The following is a 15,368-nucleotide window of genomic DNA, read 5'->3' on the forward strand; positions in this document are numbered from 1 at the left end:
ATTACTCCTTTACCGTAGGAAATGTTTTTTCGTTCCACAAAATCATACCGCCGATCATATTAGCTACTGTTTTAAAGCCTAACTGCTGAGCCTCAAGTGTTGCTGCTTCAGATCTCTTGCCGCTTCGACATATAAATATAATTTCCTGATCTTTATTTTTATGGCCCTTTAAATATTCTGTTAGCTCTAATCCTAGCGTCACAAGTTCTGCGCCATTTATATGACCAAGCTCATTGTTGAATTCATCAGGACGCCGTACATCAATAAGTTTTACTTGCCCCAATGTTTTAAAAACACCTTCAACCCCAACCTCTGGGACTCCATTATTAATTTTTGCCTCAGCTCTTCTCATGCTGCCTCCAGGTACATTCAGGCTCAACTTCTCTACTCTCTAAAGAGAAGACTCTATTATTGAAAAAATCTCAAGTAGCGATCTTGAGCTTCTTTAATTTGGTTTTTGATGGAAAGCATTTTTTCCTCAAGAGCGCTCTTTGCACTATCAAAACCTGCAAGGTCTTTATCCAGCTGAACCAATCTTTGATTCACTTGTACAAGTCGCGTTTCACTTGATTTCAAAGCCTCAGTCAATTGAGCTAAGCGAGCTTTATCTTGTGGCAATTGCACTTTCAACCCAGAGTCCTCAGAAACCAATTTGCTGAGCTGATCCTTCGCCGTATCCAACTGTGATTCCGCGCTCTCCAGATTCTGTTCCAGTTTGCTGAAACCAACGCTTTGATCGAATTTATTCAATTCGCTCTGTGCACGAGCCACATCTTGTCTCAACGAAATGATCTGTCTTTCAAGGTCAACGATACGTCTTCTCAGTTCCTCGTTACGAGATTTTAAGCGAGGCAATTGGTATTCAACGATATCTCGACGATCACTCTCGGCTTGTTGGAGTTGAGAGTTCAAATTGCTAAGTCGTGATGCCGCTTGATCATACTCTGCTCTCAACTGATCTTTTATTCTACGAACTTCGCGCTCAATATCATTTTCAATATTCTCCATCTCACGTTGAACTGAACTGTATTCACTTTCCAAACGAGAAAGCTCTCTTTCATTGGAACTCACTAGTCCTTCTAATTCACTCACTCTGTTAATGAAAGCCGTACAATCATTCCCGACTACGGATTGGCAATCATTCAATTTCATCTTAGCTCTACCGAGTTCTCTTTCTAAAGAACCGAGTGTCTCGCGCGCTCTACTGATTTGTTCACGCAATCTTTCAGATTCCATTCTTAGCGAACGATATCTGCTAGATTCTGAGAGCTTTTTTTGAATTTGATACTCAGTATCGTAGCCATTGTATTCTCTGAACGCTCTGTCCGTTTCCGCTTGCGCTGAAGGGATTTCATTTCTCAGTCTTTGAATAGTTTGTGTTAACTGCTGAACCTCTCTATCCAGCTGTTGAATGCGTCTCAAGTTGCTATCAATCTCATCTTCTGCGGAAGACACTTCTTGGAGAGCGTCTGACAAAGAATTCTCTGCATATCTCAACTCATCGACCAACTGATTGTGCTTTGGCAAATGAGGTTCAATTTTTTTGTAGGCCTCATCATAGCGAGCTTGAGCTAAAGCTTTTTGCTTTTCTGCTGCTGGGATCTCAGTCTTTAGTTGCAACAATCTTTTTTCAGTTGCATCAATTCTTGCCGTTGTAGATTGAATATCTTGTTTTAAATTTGGTATTTTTTTATTTACAAGATCTGTTCTCTCAACTCGGAGATTATCTCGCTCTGTAATGTTTGGGAGATTCTGTTGAACAAGTTTTGCAAGACTTGCTTCATTTATTACAAGCTGGTTGTAGTATTCTGCAAGCTCATAATAATTTGCTCTAATTGCAGAGACCGTGCTGCCATCAAAAACTTTTGGTGCCTGGTCAAAACTTGCTGGATGATTTGTTAACTTTGCTAACCTTTCATCCACAAGAGATTTACCACCGTTACAATGTTTTTCCATCGCCGCGAGAATATGAGCTGCGCCTTTTAGTGAAAACTTTAGATCTCTTCCCTTGAGGTCACCATAGGGCTTCACCTCAAAAGACTTTTCTGTGGATTTAAGCAGATCTACAAACTGCTTTGTCTCATCAGGTAAGTACCAAAAAGACTGGCTTTTTTCTTCAGCAGAAATTTGGCTAAAAAGAAGAATTTCTTTATTAATTATTGATGCGGCAATAGGACCGTAATCTGCCTTACCCTTTTCATGTAAAAATATTTCTAAGGGCATATGAGAATTTTTAACTTTTTGAATTTTAAACGTATAATCTCTCAATAAGCCATTATCTACGGTTGAAGCTTCACAAATGACTGCGTCACTGGTGTTGATTTCATTTAGAATCCAACTGTCTTTTTTTTCTATCTGACCCGCTAAACCCTCAGATGCCACAAGCCCCGTTAATGCCAATAAAATTAATGATCTCTTCACCGTTGCTCCCCCTGCTATTTTATTACGCGCCCAGATATAGGATCATTTTGATCCCCACCCTTACTGCTATTCAAGTACCGTGCCCACCCCTTTGGTGTCATTAAGGTCCAACTTCAGGACCTTCTTTAGGCTAATTACACAATATTTACCTATTTGGAAACATAAAACTAAATTAAAATAAATCTAAAACAACGAGGTAACACATGAAAATTCTAAACATACTGATCGTATTTCTTTTTCCTTTTTCGGTCTTTGCAGATCCAAATTTCGATAGTATTGACCAAAATGACCTTAAAGAGATTTCAAAAAGCATGGGGGCAAACTTCACCCACAACTCAATGATGGGTGCATCAAAGATGGGGACGCTATTTGGATTTCAAGTGGGCGTAACAGCCGCAAGAACTTCCACACCAAAACTCGATGACATCGCCAAAAGAAACGGCGGCGAACTCCCTGCGCTGTACAATGCAGGCCTGATGGGGGCAGTCGGCGTTCCCTTCGGAATCTCTATTGAAGCCGTGTTGATTCCAAAAGTTTCTGCCGGTGACTCTGATGTTCAATCGACTTCACTTGGAGTGAAGTGGAATATCAATGAAGTAGTTCCGGTATTGCCAGTCAACGTTGCCGTTAGAGGTTTTTATTCAAAGGCCGAACTCTCTTTTGCGCAAACTGTTTCCGCACAAAATGCTACCGTAAAAAATGAAACCAATGTGACCGGTCTTCAATTGCTGGTGAGCCCAATGCTCCCGCTGATTGAGCCTTATGTAGGGATTGGTTACCTTAAAGTCGACAATGAACTTGGAGTGACAGGAACAACAGGCACAATCTTTGACTACACTCTTGCACAGTCAGATTCAAAGAAAGAATCAAGCACTCAATTTCTAGTGGGAGTTGAAGGAAGCTTAGCTCTTTTTAAATTAGGTGCAGAATTTAGCCGTGCTTTTGATGCCAATCGTATTGGTGTTAAAATCGCTCTTGGATTCTAAATTAAAAATTAAATAAAAAGATGGCGAGACATTACTACTTCTTTTGCTTCCAGATCTCGCCTAATATTATTGCAATAGAAGAGCTGACATTTAGACTTTCTACATTTTGCGTTCCAGGAATCTGAATAGAAAAATCACCAGAACTCAATATGTCTTTTGAAAGCCCAGGTCCTTCTTCACCAAAAAGTAAAACGCATTTGTCCGAGAACTCAGTCTCATACAAACTCTTGCCCTTATGGCTACTTGTTGTTGCGACAGAATAACCTTCTTTTTTAGCTGCTGAAATTAAAGATTTCATACTTTCACATTCTATGATTTTGATGAACTCTGCTCCCCCCTCAGCTGTTCTTCTCGCCGCACCCGATTGAAGAGCTTTTGGATTGGTCATGGCAATTCCATCAACTCCAAAGTGTGCCGCCAATCTCATAATTGCGCCAAGGTTATGAGGATTGCCCACATTCTCTAGCGCCAATAAATAAGACTGCTTCTTTTTCTTTTCATCATTCAGCCATTGAGAAAGCTTTATCGGAGGATCTAGTTCTATATTGAAGCAAACACCTTCGTGATGCTGACTCTGGCTTACTTTTTCTAATTCTTCTTCCGACACTATTCGATATACTTTTTTCTGCGCGGCAAGTTTTTTCATAAGATCAGAAAATTGAGGAGCCACATTTTGAGTGAAGAAAGCTCGGATGATACTTGAAGATTTTTGCTTAGCAAATACCTTGCAAGCATTGATTCCATACACTTTTGAAAAGTGCCCATCGTCTCTCGGTTTGGAGCGAGAGTCTCTTTGCGGTTTTCCAATATTGAACTGTGGTTGTGTTTGTGATTTAGAAGGTTGATTTCTTTTTGAAGGATTTCTGGCTTTAAATGAATTACTTGTCTTCTTCTTTACCTGTGACATTAGGTCTTCTTTTTAAGTTTTGCGCAATAATCGCTCAAAATATATTCGTATTCTGAAATTTCTTTTACAATCGTCGTCGCGTATTTTTTTGAGGGTTCAACAAATTGATCGTGCATTGGCTTTACTTGCTTGAGGAATTGATTCTTTACACCTTCAGGCTTTCTTCCTCTTTCTTTTACATCACGTTCAAGCCTTCTTTCAAATCTTAACTCTTCTGGCGTATCAAAGAAAACCATATCATCAAAATGCTTCCTCACTTGCTCAGCATGAAATATTAAAATTCCATCCACAATAATGATAGGCCGTGGACGAATGTGGAGCTTATTTGGTCTCCGCGAGTGCGTAGCAAAGTCATAGATTGGAATATCCACGGCTTTGCCTTCTTTCAATTGAGCAATGTGTTCGCCCAAAAGATCAAAATCAATGCTTTCAGGATGATCAAAGTTTACAGATCCACCATCAAAATCAAACTTCTTAGAGTTATCAATATAGAAGTTATCTTGGTAAATGATCTCAGCCTTATCACCAAGAGCATCCAACAAGTCTCTCGCAAAATAAGTTTTCCCCGAGCCACTGCCTCCAGCGACTCCGAGAATATAGGGTCTAGTTCTCGTACTAGTAAGCACAGAATCTGACGGCCTACTTTGTTTGGTAAAGTCTGTCACCAGCGTCTCCTAAACCCGGAACCAAATATCCTGATTCGTTGATTTCTTTTTCAATATTCAATGTGTAAATGTCTACATCAGGATGAAAGTAATGAATTCTTTCTTTTGCATATTCACTCAAAAGAATCGTGAGAACTTTGATCTCTTTCACTTCATAACTTTTCAATCGATCAATCGCCGCCACCATCGTGTCCGCCGTTGAAACCAACGGATCACAAAGTATCGCCATACGACCTTTAATGTCTTCAGGCATTTTGAAGTAATACTCTACCGTGTTGTTGATGAACTTATCTCTATAGATTCCGATAAAGCCTGCCGAAGCAAAAGGGATAACCGTTAAAATGGAATCCAACATAGCATTCCCAGCTCTCATTACAGATACAATAACGGGAGCTTTTACGATTCTTTCTACTTTTGTTGCGGCAACAGGCGTTTCGATATCCACGCTCATGAACTCTTTCCAGTCTCTCATAGCTTCATAACCAAGATGCACACTGATCTCTTTCATGATTTCTCTAAATTCAACTGACTTTGTATTTTTGTCTCTCAAATATCCCAGCTTATGCTTCAGCAATGGATGATTGAGAACTATAACTTTGCCTTCCATAAATATTTTCCTTATCAATTTTTTGCTAACTAAAAGACTGTTCCATCACTTTTAATCATAATTGGTGGATCTCCACTGGGTCTTTTTTCTTGAGCCAGAAATCTTCCTGCCCACCAAGTTCCACCTTCCAATACTTTTGCTAATGGAAATTCTTGTGGAGTTTTCCCAATTGCTTTTTGAACAGCGTCACCAAAACGATCCAACAAATAAACCGTTAACGCTCTCCACTCAATGATAAGCTCCGAATCTGGTGACCAGGGTTTCTTGAAATTTTCTAGATCTTTCATTGTTACAAGGCCAGAATCAATCAAAAGTCCGCCATTGCGATATTCCGCTAGACCCGTGAGCCCCTCAACACCTGTGACCTCAACTCCTGCCTCCATGATGGGCTCAATCAATGAGTACGTCATCCATTGCGAAAGTTTATGGAATGGAATTAATGATTCAAAACTTCCTGCTTTTCCCAGTTGCGAATGTGACCAAACATCACCAAGGTTAATGCCATTTGCCTCTAGTCTCCCGGGCCAGATAGGTCCGAGTCCGTCAAGGACGGCCCTGAGCACGCCACTTGCCGGGATATCCTTACCATATTTAGCGATAAGATAATCAATAATGTTTCCCGGTCTTCCATCTTTAAAAATAGTTTTATTTTCTAAAGCTTTTGAAAGATTATTTAAAAGCAATACTCTTCCTTCGCCCCCGACGAGTGGATTTGTTTCTGAAACTTGAAAGGCTTCTTTTAAATCATTGATAGAAATGTTTTTGAGTCCTTCGCGATCAGCCCTCAATGTCTTTCTATCAGAACTCATTGTTCCTTTTAAAAACATGTAAAGACTCGCAACACCTAAGCCTTCCGATCTTGAGAAAGATTTATCCGATTCTTTTTCAAAAAACTTCCAGGCAGCGCCAGCACCTGCATCCAGGAGGACAGATGTGATCACTAGATCCAATTTTGTTCTCGCTTTTTCAAGCGCATCTAGTCTTGATAATGTTTCATCTAATCTTTTGACGCGATCAATTTTTCCAACTCTAAAGTGTCCCCACCTTGAATGAAATGGAATATCCATCAATGGGTAATTCTTTTTGATCACCTGAAGAACATAGTTTACCGTCGCATCCATTTTTTCTGGATGATAGATAAAGTGAGTTTTTCCCTCACGAGTTAAATCAAAAATTTTCTTTGTTCTTTCTCTAATAGCTTTAGGAGAAAGCAAAAAATCAATCTGTTCGTCTGTCAGTATTATTTTTTGATCAGAAAGCTTATTCAATTGGACGTCCTTTAACTTTTGACAATTCATCTTTTGATTTCTTTTTATCTTTAGTGAAATATCCAGCCGCTTTTTTTGCTTCCATTTCAACTTGTGCATCTTGAGGAATCAGCCAGTCCGGAATTGAAATTCTATTTACCACTTCAATACCACTACCAACAATGGCATCGTATTTCATATTGCTCATGGAATGAAGATTGTGAATTTTCTTAATTCCAAAGAATTGCAAGGTATCTGGCATTAGCTCTTGGAATCTCGCATCCTCAACTCCTGCGACACACTGTGTTCGTTGGAAGTAAGTTGCAGCAGAGTCTCCGCCCTCTTGCCTTTTTCTTGCATTATAAACCAGGAACTTTGTTACCTCTCCTAGAGCTCGGCCTTCTTTACGGAAATAAATAATAATGCCAACGCCTCCACGCTGAGCTGTTCTTGCTGCATCCTCAATTCCGTACATCAAATATGGTCTGCACGTGCAAATATCAGATCCGAATACATCAGAACCATTACATTCATCATGCACCCGGCAAGTGAGTTCCACTTTTTGATTGGCCAAGGCTTGCGGATCACCAAAGATATAAGCTGTCGTGCTGCCAATCGGTGGTAAGCAAACTTTTAAATCTCTTCTTGTGATAAGTTCTGGGTACATTCCACCAGTTTCTTCAAAGAGAATTTTTCTAAGCTCACCTTCTTCAATATTTAATCTTTTCGCGATACCAGGAAGATACCAAACTGGATCCAAAGCGACTTTAGTCACTTTAATGTCTTTGCTCTCGCGAATAATTTTTCCATCGATTTGTAAGCGACCTTTATCGATTGCTTCTGCAATTTCTGGAAGCATCAAATGCGCCTGCGTAACGGCAATCGTTGGACGGATATCATAACCTTGATCAAATAAAGTTTTAAAATGAACTTGCGGATCAAGCCCCCAAGGATCAATAGAAACCATCTTTGTAGGATCAAACCATTGTTCATAAGGTCCAATCTTCACCGGACTTTGTGTATTTTGTAGATCAGGTTTGTGCGTTGTTGAAAACTTCCCGCTAGCAATCGATAGCGCTCTGTAAACAGTATAACTTCCACTGTGAGTCCCAATAGCGTTTCTTGCACGCGCATTGGTGATCGACGCCACTACTGGGCCACGCTTGAGAGGGTCTTTATTTCCCCAATCAATTGGTAGAGTTTCTTTGTATTTTAAATTTGTATGTGAAGCCAAGATCACATGGCTTGATTTCTTTTTGAAATCTGTAAATTTATTTTCCTTCATCCTAATCTCCTAAAAGATCTTCTTAAGACATCCAATTACTGTCTGCCTGCATTTCCCATTTCGTTGTTATTTTTTTTACGTTGGACCAAAAGTCCAAACTGTAGGGCCCCGTGATATCACCGTGACCAAATTTTGAAGCATTCACGCCACCAAAAGAGAATGGCTCCCGAGGAACAGGAACCCCTACGTTCACACCAACCATTCCAGTAGAAGCTTCTCTAGATACTCTATCTGCAAGTGCTCCGTTTGTGGTGAAGACACTGCAAGCATTTCCGTAATCTACGCCATTTTCAATTTCCATAGCTTGAGTGATGTCTTTGCAATGAACAATGCTTAAGATCGGTCCGAATAATTCATGCGTGCTCGCTTCAGATCCCGTTGCCACCATATCCAAGATCGTTGGCCCAATCCAATTGCCGTGATCCATACCTGCCGGAGCTTTGGTTTTTCTACCGTCCAATAAAATTTTTGCTCCTGCCTTTTCAGCGCGGTCAATGGCACCTTTTAAAAATTCAACTTGATCCTTGGTGATGATTGCACCCATTGTGTTTCCAAGTTCAAGTGAGGCTGCTCTTTGCACAATTTTTTCGATATGCGATTTTACATCACCAACCGCAAGCAGCACGGAAGCGGCCATGCATCTTTGTCCGGCGCAGCCCGTGAAAGAATCGGAAATTCCAATTCCACTCAATTCCGTATTTGCATCTGGTAAAAGTACGATGTGATTTTTTGCTCCGCCTAATGCTAAAACTCTTTTTCCCAACTGAGTTCCTCTTTGATAGACAAGTTTTGCAATCTTCGTTGAACCAACAAATCCAATTGCCTTCACTTTGGGATGATCAATAATGGCATTCACTGTATCTCCACCACCATGAAGGACCGTGAGGATTCCATCGGGCAAACCTGCTTCTTTGAAACTACTTGCGATTTTAAATGCTGTGAGTGGTGTTTTTTCTGACGGCTTCCAGATATATGAATTTCCAAGAGCGATTGCGATTGGAATCGTCCACATCGGTACCATCGCTGGAAAATTAAATGGAGTGATGTTCGCAACAACACCTAAAGGTTCACGACGAAACTCGCACGTGACACCCTTTGACACTTCTACTTTTCCACCAAGATCTAAGTTTTGAATTGAAAGCGCGTACTCCAACACTTCAATCCCTTTCATTAGACCAGCCTTACCTTCTTCAAAGGTTTTTCCACTTTCTGAACTTTTTAAATGAGCGATCTCATCTTGGTCTCTAATTAAAATATTTCTGAAGTTAAATAAAATTTTACTGCGTTCCTTGATGGGGAGTTTTGCCCAAGATTTCTGCGCCACTTCCGCTGCATCGATGGCTTGGTCAATTTGTTTTTTTGTGGGAATACTGAATATCCCTATTTTTTTACCGTTATAGGGTGAGTTTACATTTTGCGTGCCCTGTTCGCCCAAAATCCAAGCACCCTTTATAAAGTTATGACAAATAATATTCTCTGGAATCTTTGGCTGCATTTCTTAAGTCTCCCTTTACATATGTCTGCGAATGAAAATCATAATTCAACCCCCAATTGAAATACTACTAAAGAGATGGTCTTGACACAGATAGGCACAACACATATTGCATGATTTTAAACAAAATCTGTGTATTATTAATATTTGCTTATCTTGGCTTACTTCTCATGGGAGATATTTTGCTAAACTGGAAAGATTTGTCTGTTTCTAAAAAACTATACTGCGTAGTAGGCATTATGGCGCTACTGATAGCGACTGAGCTATTCACTTTATTCTTCGCAATGAACACCCTTTCTGCAGTAAGATCATTTGTTGGCGGAGAAGGACTCTGGTCAAAAGCTCAGAAAACCGCAGTTCGTAATTTACAGAGTTATGCATTAACAAAAGATCATGATTACTATGACAAGTTTATAGAAAACCTAAAAGTTCCATTAGGCGATAGGCGTGCAAGATTAGAGCTAGAAAAGGAAAAATATGATCCTGAAGAAGTTCGCCAAGGGTTTCTGCAAGGCAGAATTCACCCGGACGATATCGACGGCCTTATTAATGTTATCCGAAGATTTCACAAAATTCCACACCTTCGCAGAGCCATAGAGGTTTGGAGAGAAGCCGATATTCTTATCGATGAATTCGTTAAAGCGGCCGAAGAACTCCATGCAAGCATTCAAAATAACGCTGATGCAGATATTGTTCAAGCCAAGCTGATTAAAATTTATGAAGTAGATACAAGATTGACGGAGGTTGAAGATCGGTTTTCATATATTCTTGGCGAAGGCTCTAGGTGGCTGGAAAAGCTCCTCATGCTTATGCTCATCTGTACGATCGTTATTGTTGAGGGTAGTGGTTTATTTTTAACATTTAAATTCAGTAAAAATTTAAATCGTACACTGGATGAATTGAATCACGTAGCTCAAGAAGTGGGAAAGAAAAATTTCAACGAAAAAGTTCCTGTAAGATCCAAAGATGAACTGGGACAACTTGCCTTAGCCATCAACAAAATGACTGAAGATTTAAAAAACAGTTTAGGTCTAAAAGACAAAGCTATAAGCGACAGTCATTTGAAAACTATTTTTATGGCAAATATGAGCCATGAAATTAGAACTCCGGTGGGAATTATTCTGGGATTCACGGAGCTTTTAAAAGACCCTCATATCACACAGCATGATCGCGATCACTACATCGACACTATTCATCGCACTAGTAATAATCTTTTAAGAATTATAAATGATATTTTAGATGTTTCGAGAGTTGAGTCCGGATATATTGAGGTTTCTGTAAGCAAATTTAAATTTGCCCCGTTTCTAAAAAATTTAGCTTCAATATTAGAAATTAAATCGCATGAAACTAAAAATAATATTATTTTTAAATCGAAAGGAAAGATTCCTGAGGAAATCATAACTGACGAAACAAGACTCCACCAAATTCTTCTCAATCTCGTGAATAATGCTCTGAAATTTACTGAAAAAGGAACTATTGAGGTGAGCTATTGGATAGAGTCTAAAAATTTACATTTTGAAGTTTCAGATACCGGGACAGGAATTGATCAAAAAGGAAAAGAAAAACTCTTTAGACTCTTCTCACAGGTGGACTCTGTTGCAACAAGAAAACCTGGCGGATCAGGACTTGGCTTAGTTCTTTCTAAACGTTTAGCTAATCTTCTGGGTGGAGATGTAATTTTGAAGTATAGCGAACCAAATAAAGGTTCCATATTCGCTTGTCAAATTAAGCTGCACGATAAAGAACATCATACACCAACTTATTTACAATCTCGAACTCTGACCAATGAAGATTTAGAAAATTTTAATGGAAAAAACATTTTAGTTGTAGAAGACAGTGTTGATAATCAGCTTTTGGTAAAAGTCTATTTGGTTAAAGTAAAAGCCAATGTTCACTTTGCAAGCAATGGGAACGAAGGGGTAGAGAAGGCGCTTTCTCTTAATCCCGATATTGTGTTGATGGATATTCAAATGCCTGTTAAGGATGGTTGTACAGCCACTCAAGAACTTAGAAATAAAGGTTTCAGCAAACCCATCATTGCTCTAACGGCAAATGCCATGAAAGAAGATCGGGAACGCTGTCTTCAAGCTGGATGCAATGACTATCTTACTAAGCCACTTGAGATAAATAGCTTGTATTTTGTTTTGTTGAAGCATTTAAAAAGTTAAAGTGGAAAAAGTTAATTAGTAAAAGTTAAAGTGGTAAAGTGGAAATCGTTTTCAAAATTTTAGTGTTTATTGCAGGATTCATAGATTCCATCGTTGGTGGAGGGGGGCTAATCACTCTTCCTGTTTTTACACTCTTAGTGGGTCCTGGGGCCGCGGCTGTCGCAACCAATAAAATTATTGCTACCGTTGCTACCGTTACAGCACTAATCGTTTATGCTAAAAATGGTCACCTCAAACTCAAATCTGCAACCCCATTTTTATTATCTGTTGGCGCGGGAACTTTTATTGGCTCAAAGCTTGCTTTGATTTTGCCTGTAGAAATATTTAAATATTTAGTCATCACTGTTTGCCCTATTTTTCTTTATGTCATTCTTAATAAAAAAACTTTCTTAAAAAATGAACAGCCAGATCCCCAAGCTTCAGAGCATTTCTACAAATTGATTTTTTCAGGGATCCTCTGCGGTATATATGACGGAGTACTGGGGCCTGGCGGTGGAACACTGATGTTACTTAGCCTTGTTATCTGGGCAAAACTTCCGTTGATGACCGCGATTGCATCTTCTAAGTTTGCAAATGCTATTTCTGCGACTACCGCACTTGCTAGTTTTGCTTTAAGTGGCGTGGTGAATTGGCCAGTAGGATTAAATTTAGCCGCGTTTGCCTTTGTTGGAGCATTGCTTGGTTCTAGTTTAGCTAGTAAGAGCGCCGAAAAAGTGGCTCGCCCCTTATTGGTGCTGGTGGTAATCGGCCTTATGATAAAACTCGTTTTAGAGTGATTTTCAAGAGAGGTCCCGCCATCATTGTCGTGACAAAGGACATGATGATTAAAATCGTAAAAATTTCTTTCGATAAAATCTGCACATCATAACCAATATTCAATACAATCAGGCTCATCAATCCTCTCGCATTCATTAAGGCACCCAGAGCAAATGCATCTTTCCAATTGGATCCTGTCAACTTTGCCATAATAGCAACTCCAAGAAGTTTTCCAAAAACTGCAAAAAGAATTATTATGATACATATAGACCAGAGAGTTGCACTCTGTACCGATGAAATATCCGTTCTCAATCCTGAAAAAGTAAAAAAGAGTGGAAGAAAAATTTTAGAGCTTACACTTCCAATTTTTTCGATGAATTTCGTTTTAAAAAATTCTGTACGAGAGAAAGCAATACCCAAAAGAAATGTGGCAATCATCAATATATGCAAAATATTTGAATTTTTTGAAACACCGATAAAAACTGCTAACACCAACCAGATGGTTATATCGTCCACCGCAGCACAAGTGATAGCCATAGTTCCAAGGGCGGTCTTCGTCATATTGTATTCTTGCAGAATTCTAATAAGAACTGGAAATGCAGTAATGCTCATTACAATTCCTACGAATAATGCAAAAGAAACAAAATCACTCTGAGGAGTTCTAAAATCATCATAGAATAGATATGCTGCCAATACTCCCAAAATAAATGGTACGATTATTCCAACGTGAGAAACTGCGATAGCTTGTTTGGCTTTATTTCTAATTAACCCAAGATCAACTTCAAGTCCGATCGTGAACATAAAGATGATCAAACCTATTTGACTTAAAATATGAAGATATTTAAAGGACTCTGGTGGGAAAATATAATTGTAACTCTCTGGAAAAAATAAACCAAAAATAGATTTACCCAGAAAAAGACCTGCAAGCATTTCGCCGACTACCCGAGGTTGTCCTATCTTCTTAAATAATGCAGCAAACAAGCGCGAAATAGCCAAAATTATTATAATCTGTAGCAGAATCGGAATTAAAAGTGTTTGCATCTTTTATAAGATAAAACGTAGTATACGCCCCTTGTCCACATAATCTTTTAAGACAAAAATGAGGGGTAAACATGAAGTCTCACTATAAGCTCATACTGGCATTGTTTCTTGGCGGTCTCCTTGGAACAGTTCTTCATAATTACTCACACCTTGAATGGCTAAATCAGATCAATAGCCATATTCTAAATCCTATTGGCCAAATCTTCTTAAGGCTGATTTTTATGGTTGTGGTGCCGCTGATTTTTTCAGCATTAGTGCTCGGAGTTTACGAATTGGGCCAAGCTCGCGGTCTCGGGCGAGTCGCAATGAAGACCATTATTTTTACAATCATCACAAGCACTGCATCTGTATTGATTGGGATTACTCTCGTGAATGTTTTTAAACCTGGCGAAGGATTAAAAATTGATCAATCCATAATTGAGCAAAATGCTTCGACTCTTCAAACGCTCAAAGAAAATGTAATGAAATCGAAACCATTTTCCCAAATCGTTGTAGATCTATTTACAAAAAATCCCATTGATTCTGCAGCAAGGGCTCTGGATGGTGAGATTGTAGCTCTTATGCTTTTTGCGCTTCTCTTTGGAATTGGGGTTATGCTCTCCTCACCCGTCGGGCAAAAAAATGTTCTGATTGAATTATTAGAAAGAGTTCTTCAAGCCTGTATGAAGATGGTTGAGCTTGCCATGAAGCTTGCTCCGCTAGCTGTTTTTGCTTTGGTATTTAATTCTGCCTATAAATTCGGATTTGATATTTTTAAATCATTACTATTTTATGTTTTCGTTGTGGTATTAGGATTGTTGATTCAACAGTTTGTGGTTTACACGGCGATTCTAAAAGCCTTCACTAATATTAAGCCCCTGGAATTTTACAAAAACTGCAGAGAGGTTTTCTTGTATGCATTTTCCACGGCTTCTTCCAACGCCACTTTACCTAGAACTTTAGAAACTGCAGAACACAAATTGAAACTTCCGCCTCAGATTGCGAGATTCGTTCTCACAGTAGGATCTACGGCCAATCAAAATGGAACCGCACTTTTTGAAGGAGTTACCGTTCTATTCTTAGCGCAAGTTTACGGTATTGAATTGGCGCTGGCTGAACAAGTCTTTGTAATCTTAATTTCGATCTTAGCTGGAATTGGGACTGCAGGTATTCCTGGAGGATCACTCCCCCCAATGATGATTTTACTTCAAGCTGTAGGGATTCCTCCTGAAGGTGTGGGAATTATTTTGGGTGTAGATAGATTGTTGGATATGTGTCGCACAACTATTAACGTCAGCGGCGATCTCGTAATCGCCGCAGCCGTATCCCATGAACCGATTAAAAAAGTTAAATTATCTGTATAGCGAACTGTATTCTGAAAATTCTTGCTCAAGCTCATTAAGATCGCTTTGAAGTTCAACGCGTTCTTCTTCCCATTTTCCTGCAGAAACTTTCGGAGCATCTTTTTCAAGATCTTCTTTTAAGTCTGCAATGTCTTCTCGCAGATCTTTGGCTTCGTTTCTAGCCTTGCGAGAATCATCAGCCTTAACTAGCTTCCCTCTTTTTTCGAGGTCTGTAATTTTTCTTGAAAGGTCTTCAAGTTTAGCTTGTGACCCCGAAATGAATTCATCTCTTCTTTCCGTCCATGTTTCGGATGGAGCACTGGTTGCGGCATTGTCGACACCGCTATTTGTACAAGCCACTAAAGGTAGTGATAAAATTGATAAGGCTAATAAAAACTTTTTCATAAACAAACTCCTTTTAAGTTAAATCTAAAGCCATCTAACTTGAGTTGAGTCGCACCCTCAATGTCT

Annotated in this window: 14 protein-coding genes; 4 read left to right on the forward strand and 10 right to left on the reverse strand. The window is 39.3% G+C overall.

Annotated elements, in window-relative coordinates; all coding sequences use genetic code 11:
• Nucleotide 1 precedes the first annotated feature (1 nt).
• Nucleotides 2-352, reverse strand: coding sequence for a rhodanese-like domain-containing protein (locus V4596_06875; GenBank protein MES2768854.1), 351 nt, complete (start codon nt 350-352; stop codon nt 2-4).
• Between the two features lie 56 nt (nt 353-408).
• Nucleotides 409-2,421, reverse strand: coding sequence for a hypothetical protein (locus V4596_06880; GenBank protein MES2768855.1), 2,013 nt, complete (start codon nt 2,419-2,421; stop codon nt 409-411).
• 203 nt (nt 2,422-2,624) lie between these two features.
• Between V4596_06880 and V4596_06885 the strand changes: the two genes are divergently transcribed.
• The gene (locus tag V4596_06885) at nt 2,625-3,407 is read left to right on the forward strand and encodes a DUF6588 family protein (protein ID MES2768856.1); all 783 of its coding nucleotides are present in this window, start codon (nt 2,625-2,627) and stop codon (nt 3,405-3,407) included.
• Between the two features lie 34 nt (nt 3,408-3,441).
• Here the strand turns inward: V4596_06885 and V4596_06890 are convergent, their stop codons facing one another.
• The 6 genes from V4596_06890 to mmsA are packed head-to-tail and all read right to left on the reverse strand — an operon-like array spanning nt 3,442 to nt 9,613.
• Entirely contained in the window at nt 3,442-4,314 is an 873-nt protein-coding gene (locus V4596_06890; GenBank protein ID MES2768857.1) for a tRNA/rRNA methyltransferase, read from the reverse strand.
• The gene (gene udk, locus V4596_06895; protein ID MES2768858.1) at nt 4,314-4,979 is read right to left on the reverse strand and encodes a uridine kinase; all 666 of its coding nucleotides are present in this window, start codon (nt 4,977-4,979) and stop codon (nt 4,314-4,316) included. Before udk ends, V4596_06890 begins: the two co-directional genes overlap by 1 nt.
• Nucleotides 4,954-5,586, reverse strand: coding sequence for a uracil phosphoribosyltransferase (gene upp, locus V4596_06900; protein ID MES2768859.1), 633 nt, complete (start codon nt 5,584-5,586; stop codon nt 4,954-4,956). Before upp ends, udk begins: the two co-directional genes overlap by 26 nt.
• A 29-nt stretch (nt 5,587-5,615) precedes the next feature.
• Nucleotides 5,616-6,884 carry a URC4/urg3 family protein gene (locus tag V4596_06905; protein MES2768860.1) on the reverse strand — a complete coding sequence of 423 codons (1,269 nt, stop codon included), beginning with the start codon at nt 6,882-6,884 and terminating at the stop codon, nt 5,616-5,618.
• Nucleotides 6,847-8,118, reverse strand: a complete 1,272-nt coding sequence (locus tag V4596_06910) for a GTP cyclohydrolase II (GenBank protein ID MES2768861.1) — start codon at nt 8,116-8,118, stop codon at nt 6,847-6,849. The genes V4596_06905 and V4596_06910 overlap by 38 nt, the downstream gene beginning before the upstream one ends.
• 22 nt (nt 8,119-8,140) lie before the next feature.
• Complete coding sequence (mmsA, locus tag V4596_06915; protein MES2768862.1) at nt 8,141-9,613, reverse strand: CoA-acylating methylmalonate-semialdehyde dehydrogenase; 1,473 nt, start codon at nt 9,611-9,613, stop codon at nt 8,141-8,143.
• Between the two features lie 110 nt (nt 9,614-9,723).
• On the opposite strand from mmsA, the gene V4596_06920 reads away from it, so the two are divergent.
• Nucleotides 9,724-11,778, forward strand: coding sequence for a response regulator (locus V4596_06920; protein MES2768863.1), 2,055 nt, complete (start codon nt 9,724-9,726; stop codon nt 11,776-11,778).
• 38 nt (nt 11,779-11,816) lie between these two features.
• The gene (locus tag V4596_06925; GenBank protein ID MES2768864.1) at nt 11,817-12,554 is read left to right on the forward strand and encodes a sulfite exporter TauE/SafE family protein; all 738 of its coding nucleotides are present in this window, start codon (nt 11,817-11,819) and stop codon (nt 12,552-12,554) included.
• Here V4596_06925 and V4596_06930 read toward each other — a convergent pair.
• On the reverse strand, nt 12,529-13,575 hold the full coding sequence (locus V4596_06930) for a cation:proton antiporter (GenBank protein ID MES2768865.1): 1,047 nt from the start codon (nt 13,573-13,575) through the stop codon (nt 12,529-12,531). The genes V4596_06925 and V4596_06930 overlap by 26 nt on opposite strands.
• Nucleotides 13,576-13,646: 71 nt before the next feature.
• On the opposite strand from V4596_06930, the gene V4596_06935 reads away from it, so the two are divergent.
• A complete protein-coding gene (locus tag V4596_06935; protein ID MES2768866.1) occupies nt 13,647-14,918 on the forward strand; it encodes a dicarboxylate/amino acid:cation symporter in 1,272 nt (423 codons plus the stop codon).
• On the opposite strand, the gene V4596_06940 is transcribed toward V4596_06935, so the two are convergent.
• Nucleotides 14,907-15,302, reverse strand: a complete 396-nt coding sequence (locus tag V4596_06940; protein ID MES2768867.1) for a hypothetical protein — start codon at nt 15,300-15,302, stop codon at nt 14,907-14,909. The genes V4596_06935 and V4596_06940 overlap by 12 nt on opposite strands.
• Nucleotides 15,303-15,368 lie beyond the last annotated feature (66 nt).

The organism is Bdellovibrionota bacterium, from assembly GCA_040386775.1.
Lineage (GTDB): Bacteria > Bdellovibrionota > Bdellovibrionia > Bdellovibrionales > JAEYZS01 > JAEYZS01.